The organism is Rhodopseudomonas sp. BR0C11 (genome assembly GCF_010820945.1).
GTDB lineage: Bacteria > Pseudomonadota > Alphaproteobacteria > Rhizobiales > Xanthobacteraceae > Rhodopseudomonas > Rhodopseudomonas palustris_H.
Genome location: NZ_QTKI01000030.1, coordinates 1 through 21,773 on the forward strand (window position 1 = coordinate 1; position 21,773 = coordinate 21,773).

Below are 21,773 nucleotides of genomic sequence, written 5' to 3' on the forward strand. Positions count from 1 at the left end.
GGGCCGGACGATAGTCACAAGCCGGCCCTGCAACTCACCAAGGCGCGGGTCGAGTTCGACCACGTCTCATTCGCCTATCGGCCCGACGAGCCGGTGCTCAATCATATGAGCTTCGTCGCCGAGCCCGGCCAGACGACCGCGCTGGTCGGCCCGTCCGGCGGCGGCAAATCCACGGGGGGGTCGCTGCTGCTCAACGAAATCCTGAAGTCGCGCCCGGCGCTGCGCATCTTCCTGCTCGACGTCCACAACGAATACGGCCGCAGCTTCGGCGACAAGGCGCTGGTGCTCAATCCGCGCAACCTGAAGCTACCGTTCTGGCTGTTCAACTTCGAGGAAATCGTCGACGTGCTGTTCGCCGGCCGCCCCGGCGTGCCCGAAGAACTCGACATCCTGGCCGAGGTGATCCCCGTCGCCAAAGGCCTTTACGTGCAATACACCAGCACCGACCGGCTCGGCCTCAAGCGGGTTGATCCGAAGTCGATCGGCTACACCGCCGATACGCCGGTGCCGTATCGCCTCGTCGACCTGATCTCGCTGATCGACGAGCGCATGGGCAAGCTGGAAAACCGTTCCTCGCGCATCATCTATCACAAGCTGATCTCGCGCATCGAGACGGTGCGCAACGACCCGCGCTACGCCTTCATGTTCGACAACGCCAATGTCGGCGGCGACACCATGGCGGAAGTGATCAGCCATCTGTTCCGCCTGCCCGCCAACGGCAAGCCGATGACGATCATGCAGCTCGCCGGCTTCCCGGCCGAGGTGGTCGACTCGGTGGTGTCGGTGCTGTGCCGGATGGCATTCGACTTCGGCCTGTGGAGCGACGGCGTGTCGCCGCTGCTGTTCGTCTGCGAAGAAGCCCACCGATACGCTGCGGCCGACCGCGCCATCGGCTTCGGCCCGACCCGCAAGGCGGTGTCGCGCATCGCCAAGGAAGGTCGCAAATACGGCGTCTATCTCGGCCTCGTCACCCAGCGCCCGGCCGAGCTCGACGCGACGATCCTGTCCCAGTGCAACACGCTGTTCGCGATGCGGCTGGCCAACGACCGCGACCAGTCGCTGCTGCGGTCTGCGGTGTCCGACGCCGCCGCCAACCTACTCTCCTTCGTGCCCTCGCTCGGCACCCGCGAAGTGCTGGCGTTCGGCGAAGGCGTGGCGCTGCCGACCCGCCTGCGCTTCAAGGAAGTGCCGGCGCATCAACTGCCGCGCAGCGAGGCTGCGATCTCGACCGTGCCGTCGGCGGCCGCCGGCAACGACATGCATTTCGTCAGCGCGGTGCTGGAGCGCTGGCGCGGCGCGACCTCGCATCGCGACGTGCCGAACGATCCGGGCATCACCGAGCGCCCGCTCGCACGGACGATGGATGCTCCGATGCTGCAGCCCTCGCTGGGGCTCGATCCGGATCGCTTCTCGCTGCTGAAGAAGCCGCTGCGCTGAGGCCTCAGAAGTCGAAGCTCGCCGAGACCAGGTAGGTCCGCGGCGCGCCGGGGCTGAGGATGCCGCGGCCGGTCGTGGCCCAGTAGTTCTCGCCGGTGACGTTCTGGACATTGGCCCGCAGGGTCACAGGAACTCGATTGATCTTGGTGGCGTAGCGAACGCCGAGATCGAGCGTGGTCCAGGCTGGAATGCTCTGGGTGTTGGCCTGATCGTAGAACTGCGACGCGGTGTGGATCACCCGGCCGGTCATCGTCACACCCCGGGCAGGCCCCGGCAGATCGTATTCGCCATACAGATTGAGCTGCATCGTCGGGACGCCAACGGCCGTATTGCCGTTGAACGCGGGGTTCGCTGCTTTCGTCAGCACGCCTTCGATCCAGCTTACGCCGCCGACGACGCGCAATCCCTCGACCGGTTGCCCAAACACATTAAGTTCGACGCCGCGATTGCGTTGCTCGCCATTGAGCGCAAACACCCCGGTGGTCGGATCGAGGAAGCCGCTCGGCTGCTTGATCTCGAAGCCGGCGACTGAGACGCCGACTGGGCCGAAGTCATACTTCGCGCCGGCCTCGACCTGCTTCGACACTGTCGCGGGGAAGCTCTGGTTGAGGTTCACCGCATTGGTCGGCGGCGCCGTCGAAGTCAGGCCTTCGATGTAGTTGGCATACAGCGACAGTCGCTCGATCGGCTTGATGACCAGGCCTGCGCCCGGAGAAAACGCATCGTTGCGCGCGTCGGACGTCACCAGGCCGGTCACCGGGCTCAGCGTCTTGGCGTCGATCCCCTGCCAGCGGCCACCGATCGTCAGCTCGACGCGATCGTCCAGCACCGACATCGTGTCGGCAATCGCAATGCTGCGGTTGAAGCGCTCCGCGGTCGTGGGCGAGGTCCGCGGCAGTCCGGCATCGCTGCGCGGCGGCGCGTACACCGGGTTGTAGATGTTCGAGGTAATGGTCGCACCAACCGGAATGTTGGTCAGACCGGTGTCCTGCCAGAGGCCGGATGCCGCGACGCCGACCCGGTGCTTCACCGGTCCGGTGTCGAACTGACCGCGCACGCCGACCTCGCCGGTGTTGCTGTTGGTCTGGAACGGGGTCAGTTGGATCGTATCGCGGTAGTCGCCACGCGCGTTGATGATCGACGGCAGACCGCCGAAATAGACCTGATGGAATTCGCTGTGGCCGTAAGCGGCATAGACGGTGAGTTGATCGGTCAGATCATACTCGGCTCGGATCGCGGCCGATTTGTTGTTGCTGTCGCGATATTCCCACGGCTGCTGCTGATTGATCCGCAGATCCGGCGCTTGCGGGATCGGAAAGCCCGGCAGCACCGAGCGATTGCGCAGCGGCGAATTGAAGTCGACCTTCTGATAGCCAAGGTCGAGGCCGACCCGCAGGCGTTCGCCGCGATAATCGAGGGCGAGCGACGTGACGCCGTATTCCTGTTTCTGGTTATCGATTGGCGTGCTGCCGGACTGATACGCGCCGTTGAAGCGGATTCCCCACTCGCCATTGGTCCCGTAACGTCGACCGACATCGATTGCGTTGTAGCTCTGGGCGTTCGAGATGAATCCGGTCGTGAACCGCGTCAGTGGCACGTCACCGGCGCGTTTCGGAATCAGGTTGATCGTCCCGCCGATCGTGCCGAACGGCGGCATGCCGCTCAGCATCGTGCTGGGGCCGTGCTGCACTTCGACGCGTTCGATCGGCTCGAGCGCCGGATTGAAGGAGTCGGCGACGCCATACAGGCCGTTGAAGGCGATGTCCTGGGCGAACACCGGGAAGCCGCGAATGAAGAAGCCCTGGATGCCGCTATAGGCCGGCACGTTGGAGCGCACGGAGGGATCGTTGCCGAGCACATCGAGCAGCGTTCGCGACTGCTGATCCCGGATGAGCTTCTCGGTGAAGCTGGTCAGGCTGAACGGCGTCGACATCACGTCGCGGTTGCCGAGCAGACCGACGCCGGCACCGCGCGCAACCTGATCCCCAGGAAAGCCAGCCGGCAAAGTCGCCTGCAGAGCGCCTGCCGAAACCGGACGGGGCTGCGTTGCGACGCTGGCCGGGTTCGGAGCCCTGCGGCTGGCTGTCGATCGGGACGCTTGCGACGGCCTGCGCTGCGGGGACGTCGCCGCGGCGCGGCGGCGCGACGTTTCGACGACGATGGCAGGTAGTGAACGTCCTGTCGCGCTCGCCGGAGATTCCGTTGAAGCACCCGGAGCGGAAGCCGGCGCAGGAGCTTCCTGTGCAGCGGCCGCATGCGAGAGGAGGAGAACCGACGCACAGACAAACGACAGCGCTCCCGCTGCCGGGAAATTCAGGTCCTTCAACATGCCCCCCAAAAGATCTTCAGTCGGTGATGCCGCCTTGTGCTCGGCTATGCAGATCACCAACGGCGCCATCCGATAAGCAAACGGCGGTAACGGGCACCACTAGAACCGTTCTAGCGTGCTGTTGAAGAAACCAGCGGCATGCGTCCCAACGCGATTTTCCTTTGATGTGAGCGAAGGTTTGCCCTCGATATGCGAAGAAGTGTCGCACCTGCCCACGCGCACTGATCGTCGTCTCAGATTGAGCCCAACGCGCGCGTGCTGGATCCGCCCATGACAACCTGATCGGCTCGAAGAACAGATCCGCAATCCTCGCGTTATTCGGACGGGACGATGCAAGCGGCACAGAGCTTCGACACGAGGGAGGACTGGCGTTGCTACCCTGGTGGGACATCCTGCTGCGTCTTGGCGTTGCCGCGATGGCCGGCGGGCTGATCGGGCTCAACCGCGACCTCAAGAACAAGCCGATCGGGATGCGCACGCTGGCGCTGGTCGCGCTCGCGTCCGCGCTGTTAGTGGCGCATGCCGACCATTCGGCGACGAGCGATCAATTGTCCGATCCGACCAGCCGTGTGATCCAGGGCATTCTCACCGGCATCGGCTTTCTCGGTGCCGGCGTGATCGTTCGCAGCGGCAACCGGCTGGAAATCCACGGCCTCACCACCGCGGCATGCACCTGGCTCGCCGCCGGCATCGGCATCGTCTGCGGTGCGGGACCGTGGTTGATCGTCGGCGTGGCGCTGGTGATCACCTTCGCGGTGCTGATCGGCGGACATCCGGCCGAGCGGCTGCTGCATCGCCTGCTCGGCGGCACCAAGGACGAACGCGGCCATAGCGCCGCGCCCGAAGACTGAAGCCCACCTCAATCGTCCGCAGCGGGCCCGCACCAGCCGGGCAGATAGATCGCGTCTTTGCTCTTGGCGAGCGCCAGCGCTTTCTCAGCCGCGTTCTGGAAGTCGGCGGTGACGCTTTTTCGCGACAAGCGCCGGCGCAGGAAATCGGCCCACAGGAACTCGCTGAACGGCGTGGTGTCCTTGGCATAGCCGCCGACGCGGCGGAGTTCGCCGGCGAGGCTGCGGAATGGATCGTCCTTCAGGTCCGCAACCGTTTTGGGAATCTCGCGGTAATGATGCCGCTCGCCTTTGGCATCGTACGGATAAACCCAGCGCCGGCTGTCGAGCACCACCCAGAACGCATCGCGATCGACCATGGTGAGGTCGGCGATCACCGTGACCAACACTTCCTTCACGCCCTCGTCGTGCAGCGCCCGGGCCAAATGGTGATGATCGATCACGTAGTGCGTCTTGCCGGGACCAAGCACCACGGGAATCATGTGATTGCCGAGCAGTTCGGCCTGCTTCTTCGGTTTGTGCTGGCGCCAGCGCAGCCGCTTCTCCTTCACCTCGCGCATCCCGACCGTCATTTGAGTCGGACGTAGCGACAGGATCGGGATCGTATGCAGCAACGGTTCACGCGGGTTGGTCATCGCTGGGCCTCCTGAATTGCCAGGTTCCCGCGGAGTATGGCACGGCCCTCCCCGACGGCAACGCGGCGCACCGGGGGCCAGACACGCCCGGCCGGCATGTTCCATCCGGTCTATTGCGGAGTTTTCCCGAAATCGTATCCTCACTAGGATGATCGGGTCGAACCCGTTCCGGGCGACGGCTGGACGGCAGCGATGAAGAATCAGCGCATCTCCCTCCCCGATGACGACCACCGCGTATTGCCGTTTCGGCCGCGCGACGCCGTTCCTGTGCCGGCCCCAGAAGATGGCGGTCGCCCCTCCGCAACCATTCTGCCCTTCCGGAGAGAGATGCCGCAGCTCGAGCACGATCCCGACGAGTCCGGGCGCGACAACGCCCCGGACGATTTCCGCCACCGGATGCTGACGAACATCGCCGCTCTGGCGCTGACCATCACGCTGACGGTGGTCGGCATCTGGCTCGCGACCAGCATCGCCGATATGCGGCGGACTCAGGACTGCGTGCTGATGGGCCGGCACGACTGCGCCGCCATCGCAGCGCCGCGCTAGATTCGCCAAAGCTTCCCGCTAGTTGCCCAAAACCCGCGCAATGCGTGGATTTGCCCGCCATTGAACTCGGAGCAACGCTCCGTTATACGGGCAATCGCCTGTCACCAGGATGACGGCTGAAGCCGCCGTAAATCGGCCATTTCCGACATAATATCAAAGGCTTAAAATGACTTCCACATTCGATCGGGTGGCCACCATCATCGCGGAAACCTGCGACATTCCGCGTGAGACGATCACCCCGGAGAGCCATGCGATCGATGACCTGGGGATCGACAGCCTCGATTTCCTCGACATCGCGTTCGCGATCGACAAAGCTTTCGGTATCAAGCTGCCGCTGGAGAAGTGGACCCAGGAGGTCAACGACGGCAAGGCGACCACCGAGCAGTATTTCGTTCTCAAGAATCTCGCCGCCCGCATCGACGAACTGGTTGCCGCGAAGGGCGCGTAGTGGCGCGGTTCGGAAGCCGCCCACGCCATGAACCTTGAATATTTCCACCTGATCGACCGAATCGCCGAGCTTCGCCTCGCTGACCGCAGCATCACGGTCGAGGCTCGGGTGCCCGAGACCAGCACGATCTTCGAAGGCCACTTCCCCGGCTACCCGCTGATGCCGGGCGTGCTCTTGATCGAGACCATGGCCCAGAGCTCGGGCTGGCTCTTGATCGCGCTGATGCAATTTCAGCGCATGCCGTTCCTGGCCGCGGTCAAGGAAGCCAAGATGCGCACCTTCGTGACGCCCGGCGAGACCTTGTCGATCGACGTCTCGGTGGTGCACGAGGGCTCCGGCTTCACGATGACCGAAGCGAAGATCAAGAGCGGCGGTAAGCTCGCATGCAATGCCACGCTGACGTTCCGCCACGTCCCGTTTCCGCATCCCGACCTGCGCGGGCATATGGAAGCGATGGCGAAGCAAATCGGATTTCCGGAGCAGATGATCCATGGCTGACACCAACACGTCCCGCGCCGAACCGATCGAAGCCTGGATTACCGGCATCGGCCTCGCCAGCTCGCTGGCCGAGGGGCTCGACGCCCATTGGGATGCGCTGACCGAGCGCCGCGTCAACGTCGATACCAGCGGTTTTGCGCCGTACGTCGTGCACCCGCTGGCGCCGCTCAGCTTCGACAAGCAGATCCCGAAGAAGGGCGATCAGCGCCAGATGGAAGCCTGGCAACGGATCGGCACCTATGCGGCCGGTCTGGCGCTCGAGTCCGCCGGCATCAAAGGCAACACCGAGATCCTGTCGCGGATGGACATGATCGTCGCCGCCGGCGGAGGTGAGCGCGACCTTGCGGTCGATTCTGCCGTGCTCAATGGCGAAGGTTACGGCACCGTGCCGCCCAGTGCGCTCAACGAGCGCCTCATGAACGACCTGCGCCCGACCCTCTTCCTCGCCCAGCTCTCAAATCTGCTCGCCGGCAACATCGCGATCGTGCATGGCGTTACCGGGTCATCGCGCACCTTCATGGGTGAAGAGGAAGCCGGCGTCGACGCCGCGCGGATTGCGCTGGCGCGGATCGCAGCCGGCCAGAGCGACATCGCGCTGATCGGTGCTGCCCAGAACGGCGAGCGCAAAGATCTGCTGATGCTGTACGAGTTCGGCGACTTCAATCTGAAGGACAACTACGCGCCGGTGTTTGCGCGCGGTCCCAAGGGCGGCTTCGCGCTCGGCTCGGGCGCGGCGTTCCTGGTGATCGAGTCGAAGGCGCATGCGCAGGCGCGCGGCGCCAAGCCGTATGCGCGGCTAAAGAACGTCGTCGCCGACCAGTCGCGCCGCCGCAACGCCGGCGACGTCACTGCGTCGCTGGAGAAGCTGTGGTCGCAGCTCGGCCCGGGCGATGGCGCCACCGCGATCATCACCGGCGCAACCGGTGCCGAGCCGGCGACCGCGGAGGAAACCGCATTCCTGCGCAATCACTCCGGCACCCCGGTGCGCGGCACCGCGACGCCGTTCGGCCACGTGATGGAAGCGCAATTCCCGCTCGGTATCGCGCTTGCGGCGTTGTCGCTGTCGCGCGGCGCGCTGTATCCGCCGAACGACCCGACCGGTCTCGAAGTTGAAATGAGCAAAACCCCCGACCAGATTGTCGTGATCGGGGCGGGCCACTGGCGCGGCGAAGGCATGGCGCTGGTCGAGGCCGTTCGGTAAGGGGGACGCAATGACCGTGACGCGGGACAAATTCGGCAGACCGATCGTGGTCGTCACCGGCATGGGCGTGGTCACCTCGCTCGGCGCCGGTAAGACCGACAATTGGGCCAAGCTCACCGCCGGCGAATCCGGCATCCGCACCATCACCCGCTTTCCGATCGACGGGCTGAAGAGCACGATGGCAGGCACCGTGGACTTCGTCCCGGTCGAGCCATTCTCCTCGGTCGTGCTCGGTGAAAAGCTCGCCGACCTCGCCACCGAAGAGGCGATCGCGCAGTCCGGCATCGGCCGCAAGGGTGACTTCCCCGGCCCGCTGTTTCTCGCGGTCGCGCCGGTCGAGCTGGAATGGCTGCCGCGTCAGGAATTGGCGCGCGCCACCGGCGCCAATACCGCGATCGATTACGATGCCCTGCTCCGCGTCAGCGGCGGTGGTGCGTTCACGCAGTATCATCGGCGCTTCCTGTTCGGCTCGGTCGCCGATCATCTCGCCGACACCTTCGGTACCAAGGGCTCGCCGATCTCGCTGTCGACCGCTTGCGCCTCCGGCGCGAGCGCGATTCAGCTCGGCGTCGAAGCGATCCGGCGCGGTGAAGCGGATGCGGCGCTGTGCGTCGCAACCGACGGCTCGGTCAACGCCGAAGCGCTGATCCGGTTCTCACTGCTGTCGGCGCTGTCGACCCAAAACGATCCCCCGCAAGCGTCCTCGAAGCCGTTCGCCAAGAACCGCGACGGCTTCGTGATGGCCGAGGGCGCCGGCGCGCTGGTGCTGGAGAGCTATGAGTCGGCGGTGGCGCGCGGCGCCTCGATCCTCGGCGTGATCGCCGGCTGCGGCGAACTCGCCGACAACTTCCACCGCACCCGCTCGAGCCCGGACGGCAAGCCGATCATCGGCTGCATCAACAAGACGCTGGCCGACGCCGGCATGAGCGTCGACCAGATCGACTACATCAACGCCCACGGCACCGGCACGCCCGAGAACGACAAGATGGAGTATCTCGGCATCTCCAGCGTGTTCGGTGAGCGCGCTTCGTCGCTGCCAGTGTCGTCGAACAAGTCGATGGTCGGCCACACCCTGTCGGCCGCCGGCGCGGTCGAAGCGATCTTCTCGCTGCTGACGCTGGAGCATCAGCGGATTCCGCCGACCATCAACTACGACGTGCCGGATCCGGCGATCCCGCTGGATGTGGTGCCCAATCAGGCCCGCGACGCCCGCGTCACCAGCGTGATGTCGAACTCGTTCGGGTTCGGCGGCCAGAACGCCTCGCTGATCCTGACCCGCGAACCGGCCTAACCGCCTGTGAGTCGCAGTTCCGGCCGCCGCGGTTGACGCCGCGGTCGCCAGCGGCGATACGCAGGACGCAAGCCTCCAACCGTTCGGACGAACCCCATGCGCGCGCTCACCCTCGTTGCCGACCGCAATCTCGTGGTCGCCGACCTGCCGTCTCCCCCGCCCCCGGCGGCCGGCGAGGTGCAGGTCCGCATTGCCGCGGTGGCGCTGAACCACATCGACGTGTGGGGCTATCGCGGTATGGCCTTCGTCAAGCGCAAGCTGCCGATCGTGGTCGGTGCCGAAGCCTCGGGCACGATCGAAGCGGTCGGTGACGGCGTCACCGCATTCAAGCCCGGGCAGAAGGTCGTGATGTACGGCGCGCTGACCTGCGGCCACTGCAAAGCGTGCCAGGAAGGCCGCGACAATCTTTGTGAAAACGTCGGCGGCCTGATCGGCTTCCATGTCGACGGCTTTGCGCGCGAGCTGATGAACATCGCGGCACGGCTGGTGATCCCGGTGCCGGACGGCGTCGACCTGCGCGACGCCGCCTGCGCGCCGATCGCGTTCTCGACCGTGCAGCACATGCTGTTCGATAACGCCAAGCTGCAGCCCGGCGAAACCGTGCTGGTCCATGCCGGCGGCTCCGGCATCGGCACCGTCGCGATCATGATGGCCAAGGCGATCGGCTGCACGGTGATCACCACCGTCGGCGACGATTCCAAGATCGAAGGCGTCAAGAAGCTCGGCGCCGATCATGTCATCAACTATCGCCAGGACCGCTTCGAGCACGAGTGCCGCAAGATCACCAAGAAGAAGGGTGTCGACGTGGTGTTCGAACACGTCGGCGCCGACACCTTCAACGGCTCGCTGCTCAGCTTGAAGCGCGGCGGCCGACTGGTGACCTGCGGTTCGACCTCGGGCCCGACCACCACCCTCAACCTGATGCAGCTGTTCCAGCAGCAGTACAAAATCTTCGGCTCGTTCGGCGCGACGATGAAGAACATCGCCGAAAGCCTCGACAAGATGGCGGCCGGCATGCTGCCGGTGATCGACACCGAAGTTCCGCTCGACGACGTCGGCGCCGCACTGAAGCGGATGGAAAGCCGTCAGGTGTTCGGCAAGATCATCGTCCGGTTCTGATGAAGGTCGCCCTTTATCGCGCCAAGCTGCGCGCCCAGCGCGCGGCCAAGGATGTCGTCGGCAAGATCGTCGGGCCGTTGGCGATCGGCGCGCTGCATCTGGCGCGGAAGTTCGATCCCGACAAGAGCGCCCGGCTGTTCGGCGCGGTTGCCCGCAAATTCGGCCCGCGCTTTCCGGAGCAGCGGATCGGCCGCGACAACCTCACCGCGGCATTTCCGGAGAAGTCGCCGGACGAGATCGAGGCCATCCTCAGCGGCGTCTGGGACAACCTCGGCCGATCGGCCGCGGAGTTCGCGCATCTCGACTCGGTGTGGGACTACGACGTCGAGCATCCCGAACGCAGCCGCATCGAGGTGACCGGCCGCTCCCTCGAGCTGTTCGAAAAGCTGCGCGACGACGGCAAGCCGGCGCTGATTTTCGCCAGCCATCTCGGCAACTGGGAGTTGCCGGCGGTCGCCGCCGTCGCGCACGGCCTCGACACTGCGGTGCTGTATCGCCGGCCGAATATCGAAGCCGCCGACCGCATCGTCGAAGAGATCCGCTCGGTGAAGATGGGGCAACTCGTCGCCGCCGGATCGAGCGCGCCGTTCAAGCTGGCGCAGGCGCTGCAGGACGGCAAGCACGTCGGCATGCTGATCGATCAGCACTTCACCAAGGGCGTCGACGTCACCTTCTTCGGCCGCACCGCGAAGGCCAACCCGCTGCTGGCAAAGCTGCTGCGCCAGATCGAGTGCCCGCTGCACGGCGCCCGCGTCATCCGCCTCCCCGATGGCCGTTTCCGCGCCGAGCTGACCGAAGAAATCCAACCGGTCCGCGATGCCGACGGCCGGATCGACATCCAGGGCACGATGCAGGCGTGCACCTCGGTGATCGAAAGCTGGATCCGCGAAACGCCCGAGCAATGGCTGTGGCTGCACCGCCGCTGGCGGTAACGATCCGCGTAATCAGCGCTTAGTCGCGTCGACGTGCGTCCGCCTAACCGAAATTCGCTTAGTTCGCTCAGGATCCGAGTACGCTTAGACTCGGCCTGCGTGACGTCTTGAAGACGAGCTGCGCTGCTGCCCCGTGCTCAGGCGCATCGGCGCGGAACCATGCGGAACCTGCTGCGCTGCGGCGGGCCGTCAACTTGACCGATTCGGGTATTAACCTCACAGTGGCGCTCGCAAATCACTTTGCGGCCGTCCATCTGGATCGAGGAAATACATGGAACTTCCAAGGCGTGCCCGCGGTGATGAGCTTCTGGTTCCCGGCAAGATGGCGAGCCTCCGCGCGCGCCTCCGCCGGCTGTCGGGGCAGCATGACCTGACGACCGTCATCGTCAGCGCGTTCGACCATCGCACCCGCGTCCTGCCCTTCGTTCTCGCCGACACCCGCATGGCACCCGGCGGAGTCCGATCGATCGGTTCCGCGCTGGCCGACGTCGGCTTCGACAAGACCCGGATCGTGCTGCAGCAGTGGAACCGGAATTTCAGCCCGCTGCAAATGCGACTCGACGGCCGGATTCCGGACCTGTTCCTGGTCTCGAGCATGCATCTGCATTCCGCCGAATGCGATCGTCTGATCCGGGAAGCCTGCCAGATCGAGCCTGACAAGCGTCCCCTGATCATGGTCGGCGGACCTCGGATTCGCTACGAGCCGTGGCATGTGTTCGGCGGCGGCGATCCGTCCTGGGCGGCCGATGTCGCCGTCACCGGCGAAGAATACGTCTTCCTCGAATTGCTCGATGTGCTGCTGTCGATGCGCGCGGCCGGCGAGTCGATGCGCTCGGTGTTCCAGCGTGCGCGCGATGGCGGTGCGCTCGATGAGGTGGCGGGCATTGTCTACGCGCGCCGCGCCTCGCGTAGCGGTCCGATCGAGGAGCTGATCGACACCGGCGTGCAGCGCCTGCTCGGCGATCTCGATGAGCTTCCCGATCCGGTGCACGGCTACAAGCTGCTGGAGGCACCGAGCAACAGCGCGACGCTGGCCAGCCAGGCGCTGCCGATCAACCGCGTGAAGCGATACAGCCCGATCGCCAGCATCGTGATGACCGCGGGCTGCAAGTTCCGGTGCTCATACTGCCCGATCCCCGCCTACAACCAGTCGCAGTTCCGCGCCAAGAGCGGTGAACGCATCGCCGAGGAGATCGGGCAGATCGCCAGCACTTTCGGCATCTATCACTTCTTCGGTGCGGACGATAACTTCTTCAACGACACCAAGCGCACGCTGGACATCGCCGGCACGCTCGCACGCAAGCGCTCCGAACGGCCGTTCTGCAAGGTGCGGCTCGGCACCGAAGTCACGGTGCACGACACCGTCGGGATGCGAGATCACCTGCCGCTGATCCGCGATGCGGGCTTTGCGGCGGTGTGGCTCGGCGTCGAGGACATGACCGCAACGCTGGTGAAGAAGGCGCAGGACAAGGACAAGACCCAACTCGCCTTCAAGCTGCTGCGCGAGAACAACATCCTGCCGATGCCGATGATGATGCACCACGACAGCCAGCCGCTGGTGACGTGGAAGTCGAACTACGGCCTGATCAACCAGATCAGGCTGCTGCGGCAGGCCGGATCGATCAGCACGCAGGTGATGATGCTGACCCCTGCCCCCGGTTCGAAGTGGTACGAGAACGTGTTCGAATCCGGGATGGCGTTCAGCCGCGCCGGCGATATCCAGGTCGAGCCGCATATCATGGACGGCAACTACGTCGTCGCATCGAAGCACCCGCGGCCTTGGCTGAAGCAGCTCAATCTGCTGATCGCCTACACCTACTTCTTCAACCCGATCCGCTTCGTGAGCGCGCTGGTGTTCTCGAAGTCGGCAGACGTGTTCTCCAGTGCGGAGACTCGTCCCGCACACGAGGTCGCGCATTTCTCGCCCGCCAAGCGGATGCGGCGTCGAGCCTGGCTGAAATTCCGCGCCCACATCGTCGATGCCGGCGCGCAGATCTACGGCATGATCGGGCTTGCGCACACCTATCGTCGAACCGCCGGCTGGGCTTGGCGGCTGCTGCGCGGCGACATCGAGCGGCATGACCGGGCCCCGGTCAGTCCGATCCCGATGCGGGGCGTCGGCGACAAGCCATCCGACCACGCGTTGCCAGGGACGGTCGATCTACGGGATCTCGAACAGGTTGCTCTCCACGGCGCGCCAGCACCGAAACTGGCGAAGACCGCCTGATCGCTGCCCCCGCGCTAAAACGAGTACTCCATGCCGACCGTGACGCCTTGAAGAAGCGTCGACGAGCGACAATCGACGCCGACCGCCGTCACGCTGCTGGACGTGGTTGAGGTCGCCTGAACTTGGGCCGGCGCCAACGCCACGCGGCCGAGCCACAACGCTTCGTATCCGAGCTTGACGGCGACGTGATCGCTCAGCCGATATTTCGCCGCAATGCCGCCCTGTCCAACGAAGGCGGCCGCATCGGTCGCCGCGTATGTCGGGTAGAGCTGCTTCTGCATGCTGACCTGCGCGGCTTGCGTCGCATGGTTGTCGAACACGCCGGCCTTCAGCACTGCGTCGACCGAGACGCGTTCAATCTCCCACAAAGTCGCTCGCACGCCGACTTGAACGCCGTAGAGGTTGTTCGTCGTCGAACTCGTCCAGAACGGCGGATTGATCACGACCGGGCTGCCGGGGACCGGAACGGCATCGGACAGCCGGCTCGGCACTCTGAACTTCCACATTGGCTGGCCGAGATCGGCCGGATCCAGCGCCCCTTGCAGCTGATCGTGCAGTTGCAGCCAGCGAACACCTGCCAGCAGCGTCACGCGCGGCGTTATCTCCAGCCGCGCATTGGCCTCCAGGCTGTGCAGCCGGGTATCGTCCTGCCACGCCATTGCTTGATACGCATAGTCCTGCGTCTGCCAGAACGTGCCGGGCGCTTTCATCACCAGCCATTGTCCCGGCGTCTCGGGGCCTACGCTTTTTGACGCCTTCAGCCCAAGCACATTGAAGTAGGACAGCTCGACGCCGTAACCCGATGGGTCTTGGTAACTGACACCGATCCTCGGACCGGCGGCCAATCGCTGATTGAGCTGATTGCTGTTCAGCACCTCGGCACCGGGGACGTTGGTGGTGTTCGGGCCGGCCGGTGTCCACCACGGCACGTCGCCCGGCACGAGCGAGACAAGCGATTGATTGCCTGTCCCGGCGCGGCCAAGCACCAGAGCTTCGGCCGAAACAGTCCAGCGCGGAGCCAAGCGCTCGCGAGGCTGATCGCCAGCGCTGGCGGTCCCCGTGACGCCGGTGAGGACAGCAAGACTGCACAGCCAAAGGATGGCCAGAGAACAGCCGCCACGAAGTCGCGCGAAGGATCGGAACGCCATTGGCATAAACCGATCCTGCGCCCGCTGAGGCCGATTCGGGCACTCGTGCGCCTACGCAGTTTGTTGAGGTATCGAGGCTCAGAACTACTCCCGTACCCGCAGACGATCGATACGGAGCGTCAGCGCCCCGTCTTCACCCGCGTCCACAGCCGGTTGATCGTGCGCTGCGTCGCGGGATCGCGCGCGGTGATCACGAACAATCGCCCCTGGGTGTCAGCGTCCGGATAGATCGCCTTGTCGTTCAGCACCCGCGGATTGATGAAGTCCTGACTGGTCTTGTTGCCGTTGGCATAGGACAGGAAATCCGAATTACGTGCGGCGATGTCCGGCCGGTACAGGAAGTTGATCAGTTCGTGCGCCTCGGCGACGTTCTTGGCGTCGGCCGGGATCGCCAGATTGTCGAAGAACATCTGCGCGCCCTCTTTCGGGATCGCGTAGCCGATTTCGACGCCGTTATGAGCTTCGGCCGCACGCGATTGCGCCTGCTTGATGTCGCCCGACCACGCCACCACCAGGCAGATCTCACCGGTAGCGAGCGCGTTGAGATATTCGGACGAATGGAACTTGCGCACCGAAGGCTGGACCTTGCCGACAACCTCGGCGGCCTTTTCCAGATCGTCCTTGTTGGTCGAATTCGGATCACGGCCGAGATAGGTCAGCGCTGCCGGCAGGATGTCGTCGGCGGAATCCAGCATGTGGACGCCGCAGTCCTTGAACTTCGCCAGGTTCTCCGGCTTGAAGATCATCTCCCAGCTGTCGATCACGGCGCCCTCGCCGAGAATCCGCTTCACGGCGGCGACGTTGTAGCCGATGCCGGTCGTCCCCCACATGTAGTTGACGGCGAACTGATTGCCGGGATCGTAAAGCGCCAGCTTGTCAGTGACGAAGTCCCAGGCGTTCTTCAGGTTCGGCAGCTTCGACTTGTCGAGCTTCTGGAACACGCCGGCGGTGATCTGACGCTGCAGGAAATAAGCGGTCGGCACCACGAGGTCGTAGCCGGACTTGCCGGCGAGCAGCTTGGTCTCCAGCGTCTCGTTGGCATCGAAGGTGTCGTACACCACCTTGATGCCGGTCTCGCGGGTGAAATCCTCGAGCACGCCCGGCGCGACGTAGTTCGACCAGTTGTAGAAATTGACGGTGCGGTCCTGCGCCCAGCCAGGCAGCGTGAGCGACACCGACAGAGCGATCCCCGCGCCCAGAGTCAGCAGTCGCCGCCGCATCGTATCCCGCATCATGACATCCCTAGCGCCCGTGAACCGCATCCGACAGGCGCTCGAGGGCGGTGTCGAGCGTCTGATCCTTCTTGGCGAAACAGAACCGCACCACCGAGGTGACCGGCTCTTCCTCATAGAACGCCGACACCGGGATCGCCGCGACCTTGTAGTCGGTGACGATGCGTTTGCAGAACGCCTCGTCGGTTTCGTTGAGGCCGAGCGGCGACAAATCGACGGTGAGAAAATAGGTGCCCTGCGAGCGGATCACCGGAAAGCCGATGCTGGACAGCCCCTGCGCCAGCCGGTCGCGGCTGCGTGCCAGGTCCTTGCGCATCTGCAGGAAGTAATCGTCGCTCTTGCCGAGACCGTAGGCGACGGCCGCCTGCAGGTTCGGTGCTGTGGTGAAAGCCAGGAACTGGTGCACCTTGGCGGCAACCCGCAGCAGTTTCGGCGCGGCGCAGACGAAGCCGACCTTCCAGCCGGTGAGCGAAAAGATCTTGCCCGCCGAGCCGATCTTGATGGTGCGGTCGCGCATCCCGGGGATGGTGATCAGCGGGATGTGGCTGAGGCCATCGAACGTGACGTGCTCCCACACCTCGTCGCAGATCGCCACAGCGTCGAACTCCTGGCAGAACCGTGCCAGCAATTCGAGGTCTTCGCGCGGATACACCACCGCGGCCGGGTTCAGCGGGTTGTTGAAGACGATCGCCTTGGTCTTGGCGTTAAACACCCGCCGCAGCGACTCTTCGGTGATGCGCCAATGCGGCGGTTCGAGACGAACCAGCCGCGGAATGCCGCCGGCCTGCCTGATGATCGGCAGGTACGAGTCATACACCGGCTGGAACACGATCACTTCGTCGCCGGGTTCGACCACCGACAGGATGGCACTCGCCAGCGCTTCGGTCGCGCCGGAGGTCACCATCACCTCGGTCATCGGATCGAGTTGGACGCCGTGCCAGTGCGCATAGTGGGTCGAGATCGCCTGCCGCAGCTCCGGCAGCCCCATCATCGACGGATACTGGTTGTAGCCGTTGAGAACAGCATCCGCGGCGGTGCGGCGGATATCCTCCGGCCCCGGATCGTCGGGAAAGCCTTGCCCCAGATTGATCGCGTCGTTGTCGCGCGCGAGCTGCGACATCGCCTCGAACACGGTGACCGGGAGATCGGCGAAGACCTTGTTGCTCATCGGATGGCGGTCATCGTACGGATCAACGGCCCGGCTTGGTCGGCAGACCGGCCGCCTTCCAGCCGAGAATGCCACCGGCGAGGTGCCGGCTGTAGGCGAGCCCCGCGGCCTGCGCGGCCATAGAGGCCGTCACCGAGCGCTTGCCGGAGCGGCAAGCGAACACGACCTGCTTGCCGGCCGGATCGGGGATCGCCTTAGGGTCGAAGGTCGAGAGCGGAACAACCACGGCGTCCGGATAGGCTTCGGCGGCGACCTCGTTCGGCTCGCGAACGTCCACCAGCAGATAGCGCCCGTCGGCGATGCCCTGAGCGACCTCTTGCGGCGTCAAATCTTCAACCTGGCCTGCCACTTTCTTCTCTCCCGCGATCGCACTGCCCGGATCCATGAGCGCAACAACGAGAACGACGCTCGGCCATTGCGGCGCCAAGGTTGCGCCTAGCGCGAGGAAAATCAAGCTTCTCAACGAGATCATCGGCATGTTTGCTGGATAGGCGCAGCGGGCCGCGAAAGCACTGCCGCTTTTGGTCGAAGCCGGCCGCCCTGCCCTTGCGGCCGACAGCTAGATGGTGACCTGGGCACCGACCTCGACGACCCGGCCGGTCGGGATCTGGAAGTAGTCGGTGGCGTCGTTGGCCGACTTGGCGAGGGCGACGAACAGCTTGGTCTGCCACCGCCACATCCCGGATTGCGCGGCTGGCTTCAGCGAGCGCCGCGACACGAAGAACGAGGTCGACATGATGTCGAACTCCCAGCCGAGCTTGCGCGCCAGCACCAGCGCCTTCGGCACGTTCGGCGTCTCCATGAAGCCGAACCGCAGCGCCACCTTGCTGAACTTCTCGCTGACCTTCACCAGCCTGATCCGGTCGGCCGCGTCGACCCGCGGAGTGTGAACGGTCTCGATCGTCAGGATCACATTGTGCTCGTGCAGGACCTTGTTGTGCTTGAGATTGTGCAGCAGCGCCGGCGGCACGAATTCGGCATCAGCGGTCAGAAACACCGCGGTGCCCTTGACGATGTGCGGCGGGTGTTTCTCCAGGCTGACGATCAGATCGTCGAGCGGCACCTCGGCCCGGCGTGACTTGATCATCAGCAGCGCGACGCCGCGCCGCCAGGTCCAGATCACCAACGCCATCGAGAGGCCAAACAGCAGCGGCACCCAGGCGCCGTCGAGCAGCTTCAGCAGATTGGCGCTGAAGAACATCGCATCGACCAGCACCAGCGGCACAATCACAAGCGCCGCAGCCGGCCAGCTCCAGCGCCACAGCTTCCAGATCACCACGAAGCCCATGATGCCATCGACCACCATCGTGGTGGAGACCGCGATGCCATAGGCAGAGGCGAGCCGGCTCGAGGTCTGAAACAGCAGCACCAGCAGCAAGACGCCGATCAGCAGCAACGCGTTGACACGCGGCAGGTAGATCTGACCCGCATTGGTCTCAGAGGTGTAGCGCACCTCAAATCGCGGCAGCAGCCCGAGCTGCACCGCCTGGCTGATCAGCGAGAATGCGCCGGTGATCACAGCCTGGCTGGCGATCACGGTCGCTGCGGTCGCCATCAGCGTCAGCGGCAGCACCAGCGCCTCGGGCACCATCTTGTAGAATGGGTTTTCCAGCGCAGCCGGATTGGACAACACTAGCGCACCCTGGCCGAAGTAATTGATCAGCAGCGCCGGCAGCACGAAGCCGAGCCAGGCAGTCTGGATCGGGCGGCGGCCGAAATGGCCGAGATCGGCGTACAGCGCCTCGCCGCCGGTGACCGCCAGAAACACCGCGCCCAGCGTCACCAGTCCGATGGTGCCGTGGCTGGCGAGGAATTGCGCCGCATACCACGGGTTGATGGCGGCCAGCACTGACGGATCGTCCATGATGTGCATCGCGCCCATCGCCGCCAGCGTGGCGAACCACACCAGCATCACCGGGCCGAAGAACCGCGCCACGATCGCGGTGCCATGGCTCTGCACGCCGAACAGCAGCACCAGGACCAGCACCGTCAGCGGCACGACGTAATGTTCGAGTGCGGGAGCCGCGATCTTCAGGCCCTCGATCGCCGACAGCACTGAGATCGCCGGCGTGATCATCGAGTCGCCGATGAACATCGAGGCACCGATCACCCCGAGCACCAGGAGAAACAGGCTGCGGCGGCCGAGCGCGCGGCGGCCGAGCGCCATCAGCGACAGCGTGCCACCCTCGCCGTTGTTATCGGCGCGCAGCAGCAACAGCACGTACTTGGCGGTGACGACGATCAGCAGCGCCCACAGGATCAGCGACAGCACCCCGAGCACCAGCACCCGGCTTGCCGGTGCTCCGCCAGCCGCGCCGGCGACCGCCTCGCGGAATGCGTACAAGGGAGACGTGCCGATATCGCCGAAAACAACACCGATCCCGCCGAGCGTGAGCGCCCAAAAGCTGGTTTGTTCAGGCGCTTCGGTGGTTGCCGCGCTGAGGGCCATGGCTGCCGTAGAACGCTCGATCGCTGGATTTGATCCAAGAGCCGCGACGCCACGCCGGCAAGCCCTTCAAAGATAGCGCGCCTGCCGCCGTGACGAGCCTCAGGCTAGCGGGCCGACCGCGACCGATGCAACCACGGGATGCCGAATACCGAACCCAGCGGATTCGGATGACGCGCGATGAAGCGGAGGTCCGGCTTGCAATCGAGGTCGCCGCCACGAGCGGCCGGGTGAAACGCTTAAGGCTTCATGCCGGGCGGCAGCGCCGGGCTCTCGCGCATCAGCGTGATGGTCACGCGGCGATTGGCGGCGATCGACGGATCGTCGGGAAACAGCGGCTGGCTGTCGGCTTTGCCGGTCACGGCGAAGATGTGCGAACCGGGCAGCCCTTCCCGCTCTAGGATCTGGCGCACCGAATTGGCGCGGTCCGACGACAGGTCCCAACCGTTATAGTCGCTGCGCTCCGGCATCAGGCCGGACGAGGTATGGCCGACGATCGTAACCCTGAGCGGGGTGGCACGCAGCGGCACCGCAAGCCGCTGCAGCAGCAGGCGGGTGCGTTCGAACGGCACCTTGGAGCCGTCGGCGAACATCGAACGGCCGTCCTGATCCATGATCTCGAGGTTGAGACCCTGCTTGGTCTCCTCGAACATGATGTTCTTCGACAGCTCGGAGATCTCCGGCATATTCTGCAGCGCCTGCCGCAGCGACGCCGAGGCGAGCGCGAATTCGCGGTCCTCTTTGGTATTGATGCCTTCGTCGCGCGTCACCTCGCCAGGTGACGGCTTGGCGGTCGACAGCTCCGGATTGACGTGCTCGGTGTTCTTGACCTTGCCTCGGGTCGGCAGACCGTCGTTCTCGATGATGCCGGAGTAGCGCGCGTCGTTCTGCACGCCGAACGCCTCGCGCATCGAGCCGGCGACGATCATCAGCTTGGCTTTGTCCTGGGTCGAAAACGCGACGAGCATCACAAAGAAGCTCATCAGCAGGCCCATCAGGTCGGCGAACGTGACGAACCAGCCGTGGCCACCGGCATGCTCTTCGGCTTTCTTCTTTTTGGCCATGGCGCCTTCCGACGATCGACTGAGGTCGGGTTAAGCCGGGACCGCTTCGTCTTCTTCCGAACGGTGCTTCTCGGGCAGGTAAGCCAGCAGCATTTCACGGACCAGCGCCGGGCTCTTGGAGTCACGGATCATCAGGATGCCGTCGATGATCAGCGTGCGGTTGGTTTCTTCGTCGATCTTCTTGGTGTGCAGCTTGTCGGCGATCGGCAGACAGAACAGGTTCGCCACCAGAGCGCCGTACAGCGTCGCCAGAAGCGCGGTCGCCATGAACGGCCCCAGCTTCGACGGGTCGGACATGTTGGAGAACATCTGCACCATGCCGATCAGCGTGCCGATCATGCCGAACGCCGGGGCGCAGTCGCCGATCGCGCGATAGATCTTGCTGCCCTCGTCGAGGTGCATCAGGAAGTTATCGCGGTCGCGCTCGAGGTTATCGCGGATGAATTCGATGTCGTAACCGTCGGCCACGTAGCGGATGCCCTTGGCCAGAAACGGATCTTCGGCCTCGACCTTTTCCAGGCCGACGGGGCCGGACTTGCGGGCGATCTCAGCGATGCTGGCGAGCTCATCGACCAGATCACGCGCCGACAGCCGGCTCATCGTGAAGGCGAATTTAGCGCCGAGCGGCAGGCCGTGCAGGATCACATTGAGCGGGAAGCGGATCATCGTCGCGGTCAACGAACCGCCGAAGATGATGATCATGGCATGTTAGGAGATGAACATATGGACGTCGCCGCCCATCAGCATCATCACGGCAATGACTGCGATGCCGCCGACCAGGCCGGCTGACGTCATGATGTCCATTATTCACTCCGACGCGCACACACCAGCCGCGCGGCGCGAGCCGTCGGCACTGATCGTTCTGAGCAGCGGTTCCGAAACTATGCATTCGCCATTAAAGACGGGTAAAGTATTCGGCGCTGCGCGATCGCTGATGCGGCGAGCAACCCCGTAATATTACCAAGCATCTGTCTTCTGGGCGCGCCGCCGCGGCGGTGATGGGCCGCGATCGGCCGGAGAGCGTCCCCGCCCGAACTCAGTGAATCTCCGAGGCCTTCGCGAGCGCCTGCTTCAGCTTGTCGAGTGAGAACTCGGCGCTGCGGGCGACTTCCAGGATCGGGACCTCGCGGCGGCCGCAGAGTTCGGCCGCCTCCGGCAATTGCGCGGCCAAATGGTGCGGGATCCCCACCGCGCCGTGACTGTC

General features: G+C 64.7%; 18 protein-coding genes and 2 pseudogenes. 10 read left to right on the forward strand and 10 right to left on the reverse strand.

Going from position 1 to position 21,773, the window contains the following annotated elements:
• Nucleotides 1–1,437: ATP-binding protein (locus tag DYI24_RS04550; RefSeq protein ID WP_246701150.1), on the forward strand; the 1,437-nt coding region annotated here is incomplete at its 5' end.
• A 4-nt stretch (nt 1,438–1,441) separates the two neighbouring features.
• On the opposite strand, the gene DYI24_RS04555 is transcribed toward DYI24_RS04550, so the two are convergent.
• The gene (locus tag DYI24_RS04555) at nt 1,442–3,835 is read right to left on the reverse strand and encodes a TonB-dependent receptor (RefSeq protein ID WP_246701151.1); all 2,394 of its coding nucleotides are present in this window, start codon (nt 3,833–3,835) and stop codon (nt 1,442–1,444) included.
• Between the two features lie 302 nt (nt 3,836–4,137).
• On the opposite strand from DYI24_RS04555, the gene DYI24_RS04560 reads away from it, so the two are divergent.
• Nucleotides 4,138–4,617: an MgtC/SapB family protein gene (locus DYI24_RS04560; protein ID WP_164571416.1), complete on the forward strand. Its 480-nt coding sequence runs from the start codon at nt 4,138–4,140 to the stop codon at nt 4,615–4,617.
• An 8-nt stretch (nt 4,618–4,625) separates the two neighbouring features.
• On the opposite strand, the gene DYI24_RS04565 is transcribed toward DYI24_RS04560, so the two are convergent.
• Nucleotides 4,626–5,249, reverse strand: a complete 624-nt coding sequence (locus DYI24_RS04565) for a ParB-like protein (protein ID WP_164571417.1) — start codon at nt 5,247–5,249, stop codon at nt 4,626–4,628.
• 192 nt (nt 5,250–5,441) lie between these two features.
• Between DYI24_RS04565 and DYI24_RS04570 the strand changes: the two genes are divergently transcribed.
• The 8 genes from DYI24_RS04570 (at nt 5,442) to DYI24_RS04605 (ending at nt 13,511) form a co-directional block, all read left to right on the forward strand.
• Nucleotides 5,442–5,795 (forward strand): hypothetical protein, encoded by a 354-nt coding sequence (locus DYI24_RS04570; RefSeq protein WP_164571418.1) that lies wholly within the window; start codon nt 5,442–5,444, stop codon nt 5,793–5,795.
• Nucleotides 5,796–5,961: 166 nt separating this feature from the next.
• The gene (locus DYI24_RS04575; protein ID WP_011157577.1) at nt 5,962–6,243 is read left to right on the forward strand and encodes an acyl carrier protein; all 282 of its coding nucleotides are present in this window, start codon (nt 5,962–5,964) and stop codon (nt 6,241–6,243) included.
• A gap of 27 nt (nt 6,244–6,270) precedes the next feature.
• Nucleotides 6,271–6,741 carry a 3-hydroxyacyl-ACP dehydratase FabZ family protein gene (locus DYI24_RS04580; protein WP_107343972.1) on the forward strand — a complete coding sequence of 157 codons (471 nt, stop codon included), beginning with the start codon at nt 6,271–6,273 and terminating at the stop codon, nt 6,739–6,741.
• The gene (locus tag DYI24_RS04585) at nt 6,734–7,942 is read left to right on the forward strand and encodes a beta-ketoacyl-ACP synthase (RefSeq protein ID WP_164571419.1); all 1,209 of its coding nucleotides are present in this window, start codon (nt 6,734–6,736) and stop codon (nt 7,940–7,942) included. Before DYI24_RS04580 ends, DYI24_RS04585 begins: the two co-directional genes overlap by 8 nt.
• Nucleotides 7,943–7,952: 10 nt before the next feature.
• Nucleotides 7,953–9,233, forward strand: coding sequence for a beta-ketoacyl-ACP synthase (locus DYI24_RS04590; protein WP_107355184.1), 1,281 nt, complete (start codon nt 7,953–7,955; stop codon nt 9,231–9,233).
• A gap of 96 nt (nt 9,234–9,329) precedes the next feature.
• Nucleotides 9,330–10,352 carry a zinc-binding dehydrogenase gene (locus tag DYI24_RS04595; protein WP_013503178.1) on the forward strand — a complete coding sequence of 341 codons (1,023 nt, stop codon included), beginning with the start codon at nt 9,330–9,332 and terminating at the stop codon, nt 10,350–10,352.
• Nucleotides 10,352–11,284 (forward strand): lipid A biosynthesis lauroyl acyltransferase, encoded by a 933-nt coding sequence (locus tag DYI24_RS04600; protein WP_164571420.1) that lies wholly within the window; start codon nt 10,352–10,354, stop codon nt 11,282–11,284. The genes DYI24_RS04595 and DYI24_RS04600 overlap by 1 nt, the downstream gene beginning before the upstream one ends.
• Before the next feature lie 322 nt (nt 11,285–11,606).
• On the forward strand, nt 11,607–13,511 hold the full coding sequence (locus tag DYI24_RS04605) for a B12-binding domain-containing radical SAM protein (protein WP_246701152.1): 1,905 nt from the start codon (nt 11,607–11,609) through the stop codon (nt 13,509–13,511).
• A 14-nt stretch (nt 13,512–13,525) separates the two neighbouring features.
• Here DYI24_RS04605 and DYI24_RS04610 read toward each other — a convergent pair whose 3' ends face one another.
• From DYI24_RS04610 to DYI24_RS28230, 8 genes and pseudogenes are all read right to left on the reverse strand, one after another.
• A complete protein-coding gene (locus DYI24_RS04610) occupies nt 13,526–14,665 on the reverse strand; it encodes a hypothetical protein (RefSeq protein ID WP_164571422.1) in 1,140 nt (379 codons plus the stop codon).
• 113 nt (nt 14,666–14,778) lie between these two features.
• Nucleotides 14,779–15,894, reverse strand: coding sequence for a polyamine ABC transporter substrate-binding protein (locus tag DYI24_RS04615; protein WP_164571423.1), 1,116 nt, complete (start codon nt 15,892–15,894; stop codon nt 14,779–14,781).
• 7 nt (nt 15,895–15,901) lie between these two features.
• On the reverse strand, nt 15,902–17,059 hold the full coding sequence (locus tag DYI24_RS04620) for an aminotransferase (RefSeq protein ID WP_107343964.1): 1,158 nt from the start codon (nt 17,057–17,059) through the stop codon (nt 15,902–15,904).
• A 22-nt stretch (nt 17,060–17,081) separates the two neighbouring features.
• On the reverse strand, nt 17,082–17,408 hold the full coding sequence (locus DYI24_RS04625; protein WP_164571426.1) for a rhodanese-like domain-containing protein: 327 nt from the start codon (nt 17,406–17,408) through the stop codon (nt 17,082–17,084).
• A gap of 210 nt (nt 17,409–17,618) precedes the next feature.
• On the reverse strand, nt 17,619–19,508 hold the full coding sequence (locus tag DYI24_RS04630) for a potassium transporter Kup (protein ID WP_164571424.1): 1,890 nt from the start codon (nt 19,506–19,508) through the stop codon (nt 17,619–17,621).
• Nucleotides 19,509–19,744: 236 nt separating this feature from the next.
• Nucleotides 19,745–20,569, reverse strand: coding sequence for an OmpA/MotB family protein (locus DYI24_RS04635; protein ID WP_011157565.1), 825 nt, complete (start codon nt 20,567–20,569; stop codon nt 19,745–19,747).
• Between the two features lie 30 nt (nt 20,570–20,599).
• Nucleotides 20,600–21,373 (reverse strand): annotated as a pseudogene (locus tag DYI24_RS04640) (motility protein A).
• A 232-nt stretch (nt 21,374–21,605) separates the two neighbouring features.
• A pseudogene (locus DYI24_RS28230) lies at nt 21,606–21,773 on the reverse strand (RraA family protein); the annotation flags it as partial.

Bases quoted from the DNA above. Each gene is read 5' to 3' on its own strand.
- DYI24_RS04585 (WP_164571419.1), top strand. From the start codon at position 6,734: ATGGCTGACACCAACACGTCCCGCGCCGAACCGATCGAAGCCTGGATT.
- DYI24_RS04555 (WP_246701151.1), bottom strand. From the start codon at position 3,835: ATGGCGCCGTTGGTGATCTGCATAGCCGAGCACAAGGCGGCATCACCG.
- DYI24_RS04615 (WP_164571423.1), bottom strand. From the start codon at position 15,894: ATGATGCGGGATACGATGCGGCGGCGACTGCTGACTCTGGGCGCGGGG.
- DYI24_RS04570 (WP_164571418.1), top strand. From the start codon at position 5,442: ATGAAGAATCAGCGCATCTCCCTCCCCGATGACGACCACCGCGTATTG.
- DYI24_RS04600 (WP_164571420.1), top strand. From the start codon at position 10,352: ATGAAGGTCGCCCTTTATCGCGCCAAGCTGCGCGCCCAGCGCGCGGCC.
- DYI24_RS04635 (WP_011157565.1), bottom strand. From the start codon at position 20,569: ATGGCCAAAAAGAAGAAAGCCGAAGAGCATGCCGGTGGCCACGGCTGG.
- DYI24_RS04590 (WP_107355184.1), top strand. From the start codon at position 7,953: ATGACCGTGACGCGGGACAAATTCGGCAGACCGATCGTGGTCGTCACC.
- DYI24_RS04580 (WP_107343972.1), top strand. From the start codon at position 6,271: ATGAACCTTGAATATTTCCACCTGATCGACCGAATCGCCGAGCTTCGC.
- DYI24_RS04610 (WP_164571422.1), bottom strand. From the start codon at position 14,665: ATGCCAATGGCGTTCCGATCCTTCGCGCGACTTCGTGGCGGCTGTTCT.
- DYI24_RS04595 (WP_013503178.1), top strand. From the start codon at position 9,330: ATGCGCGCGCTCACCCTCGTTGCCGACCGCAATCTCGTGGTCGCCGAC.
- DYI24_RS04575 (WP_011157577.1), top strand. From the start codon at position 5,962: ATGACTTCCACATTCGATCGGGTGGCCACCATCATCGCGGAAACCTGC.
- DYI24_RS04630 (WP_164571424.1), bottom strand. From the start codon at position 19,508: ATGGCCCTCAGCGCGGCAACCACCGAAGCGCCTGAACAAACCAGCTTT.
- DYI24_RS04605 (WP_246701152.1), top strand. From the start codon at position 11,607: ATGGCGAGCCTCCGCGCGCGCCTCCGCCGGCTGTCGGGGCAGCATGAC.
- DYI24_RS04620 (WP_107343964.1), bottom strand. From the start codon at position 17,059: ATGAGCAACAAGGTCTTCGCCGATCTCCCGGTCACCGTGTTCGAGGCG.
- DYI24_RS04565 (WP_164571417.1), bottom strand. From the start codon at position 5,249: ATGACCAACCCGCGTGAACCGTTGCTGCATACGATCCCGATCCTGTCG.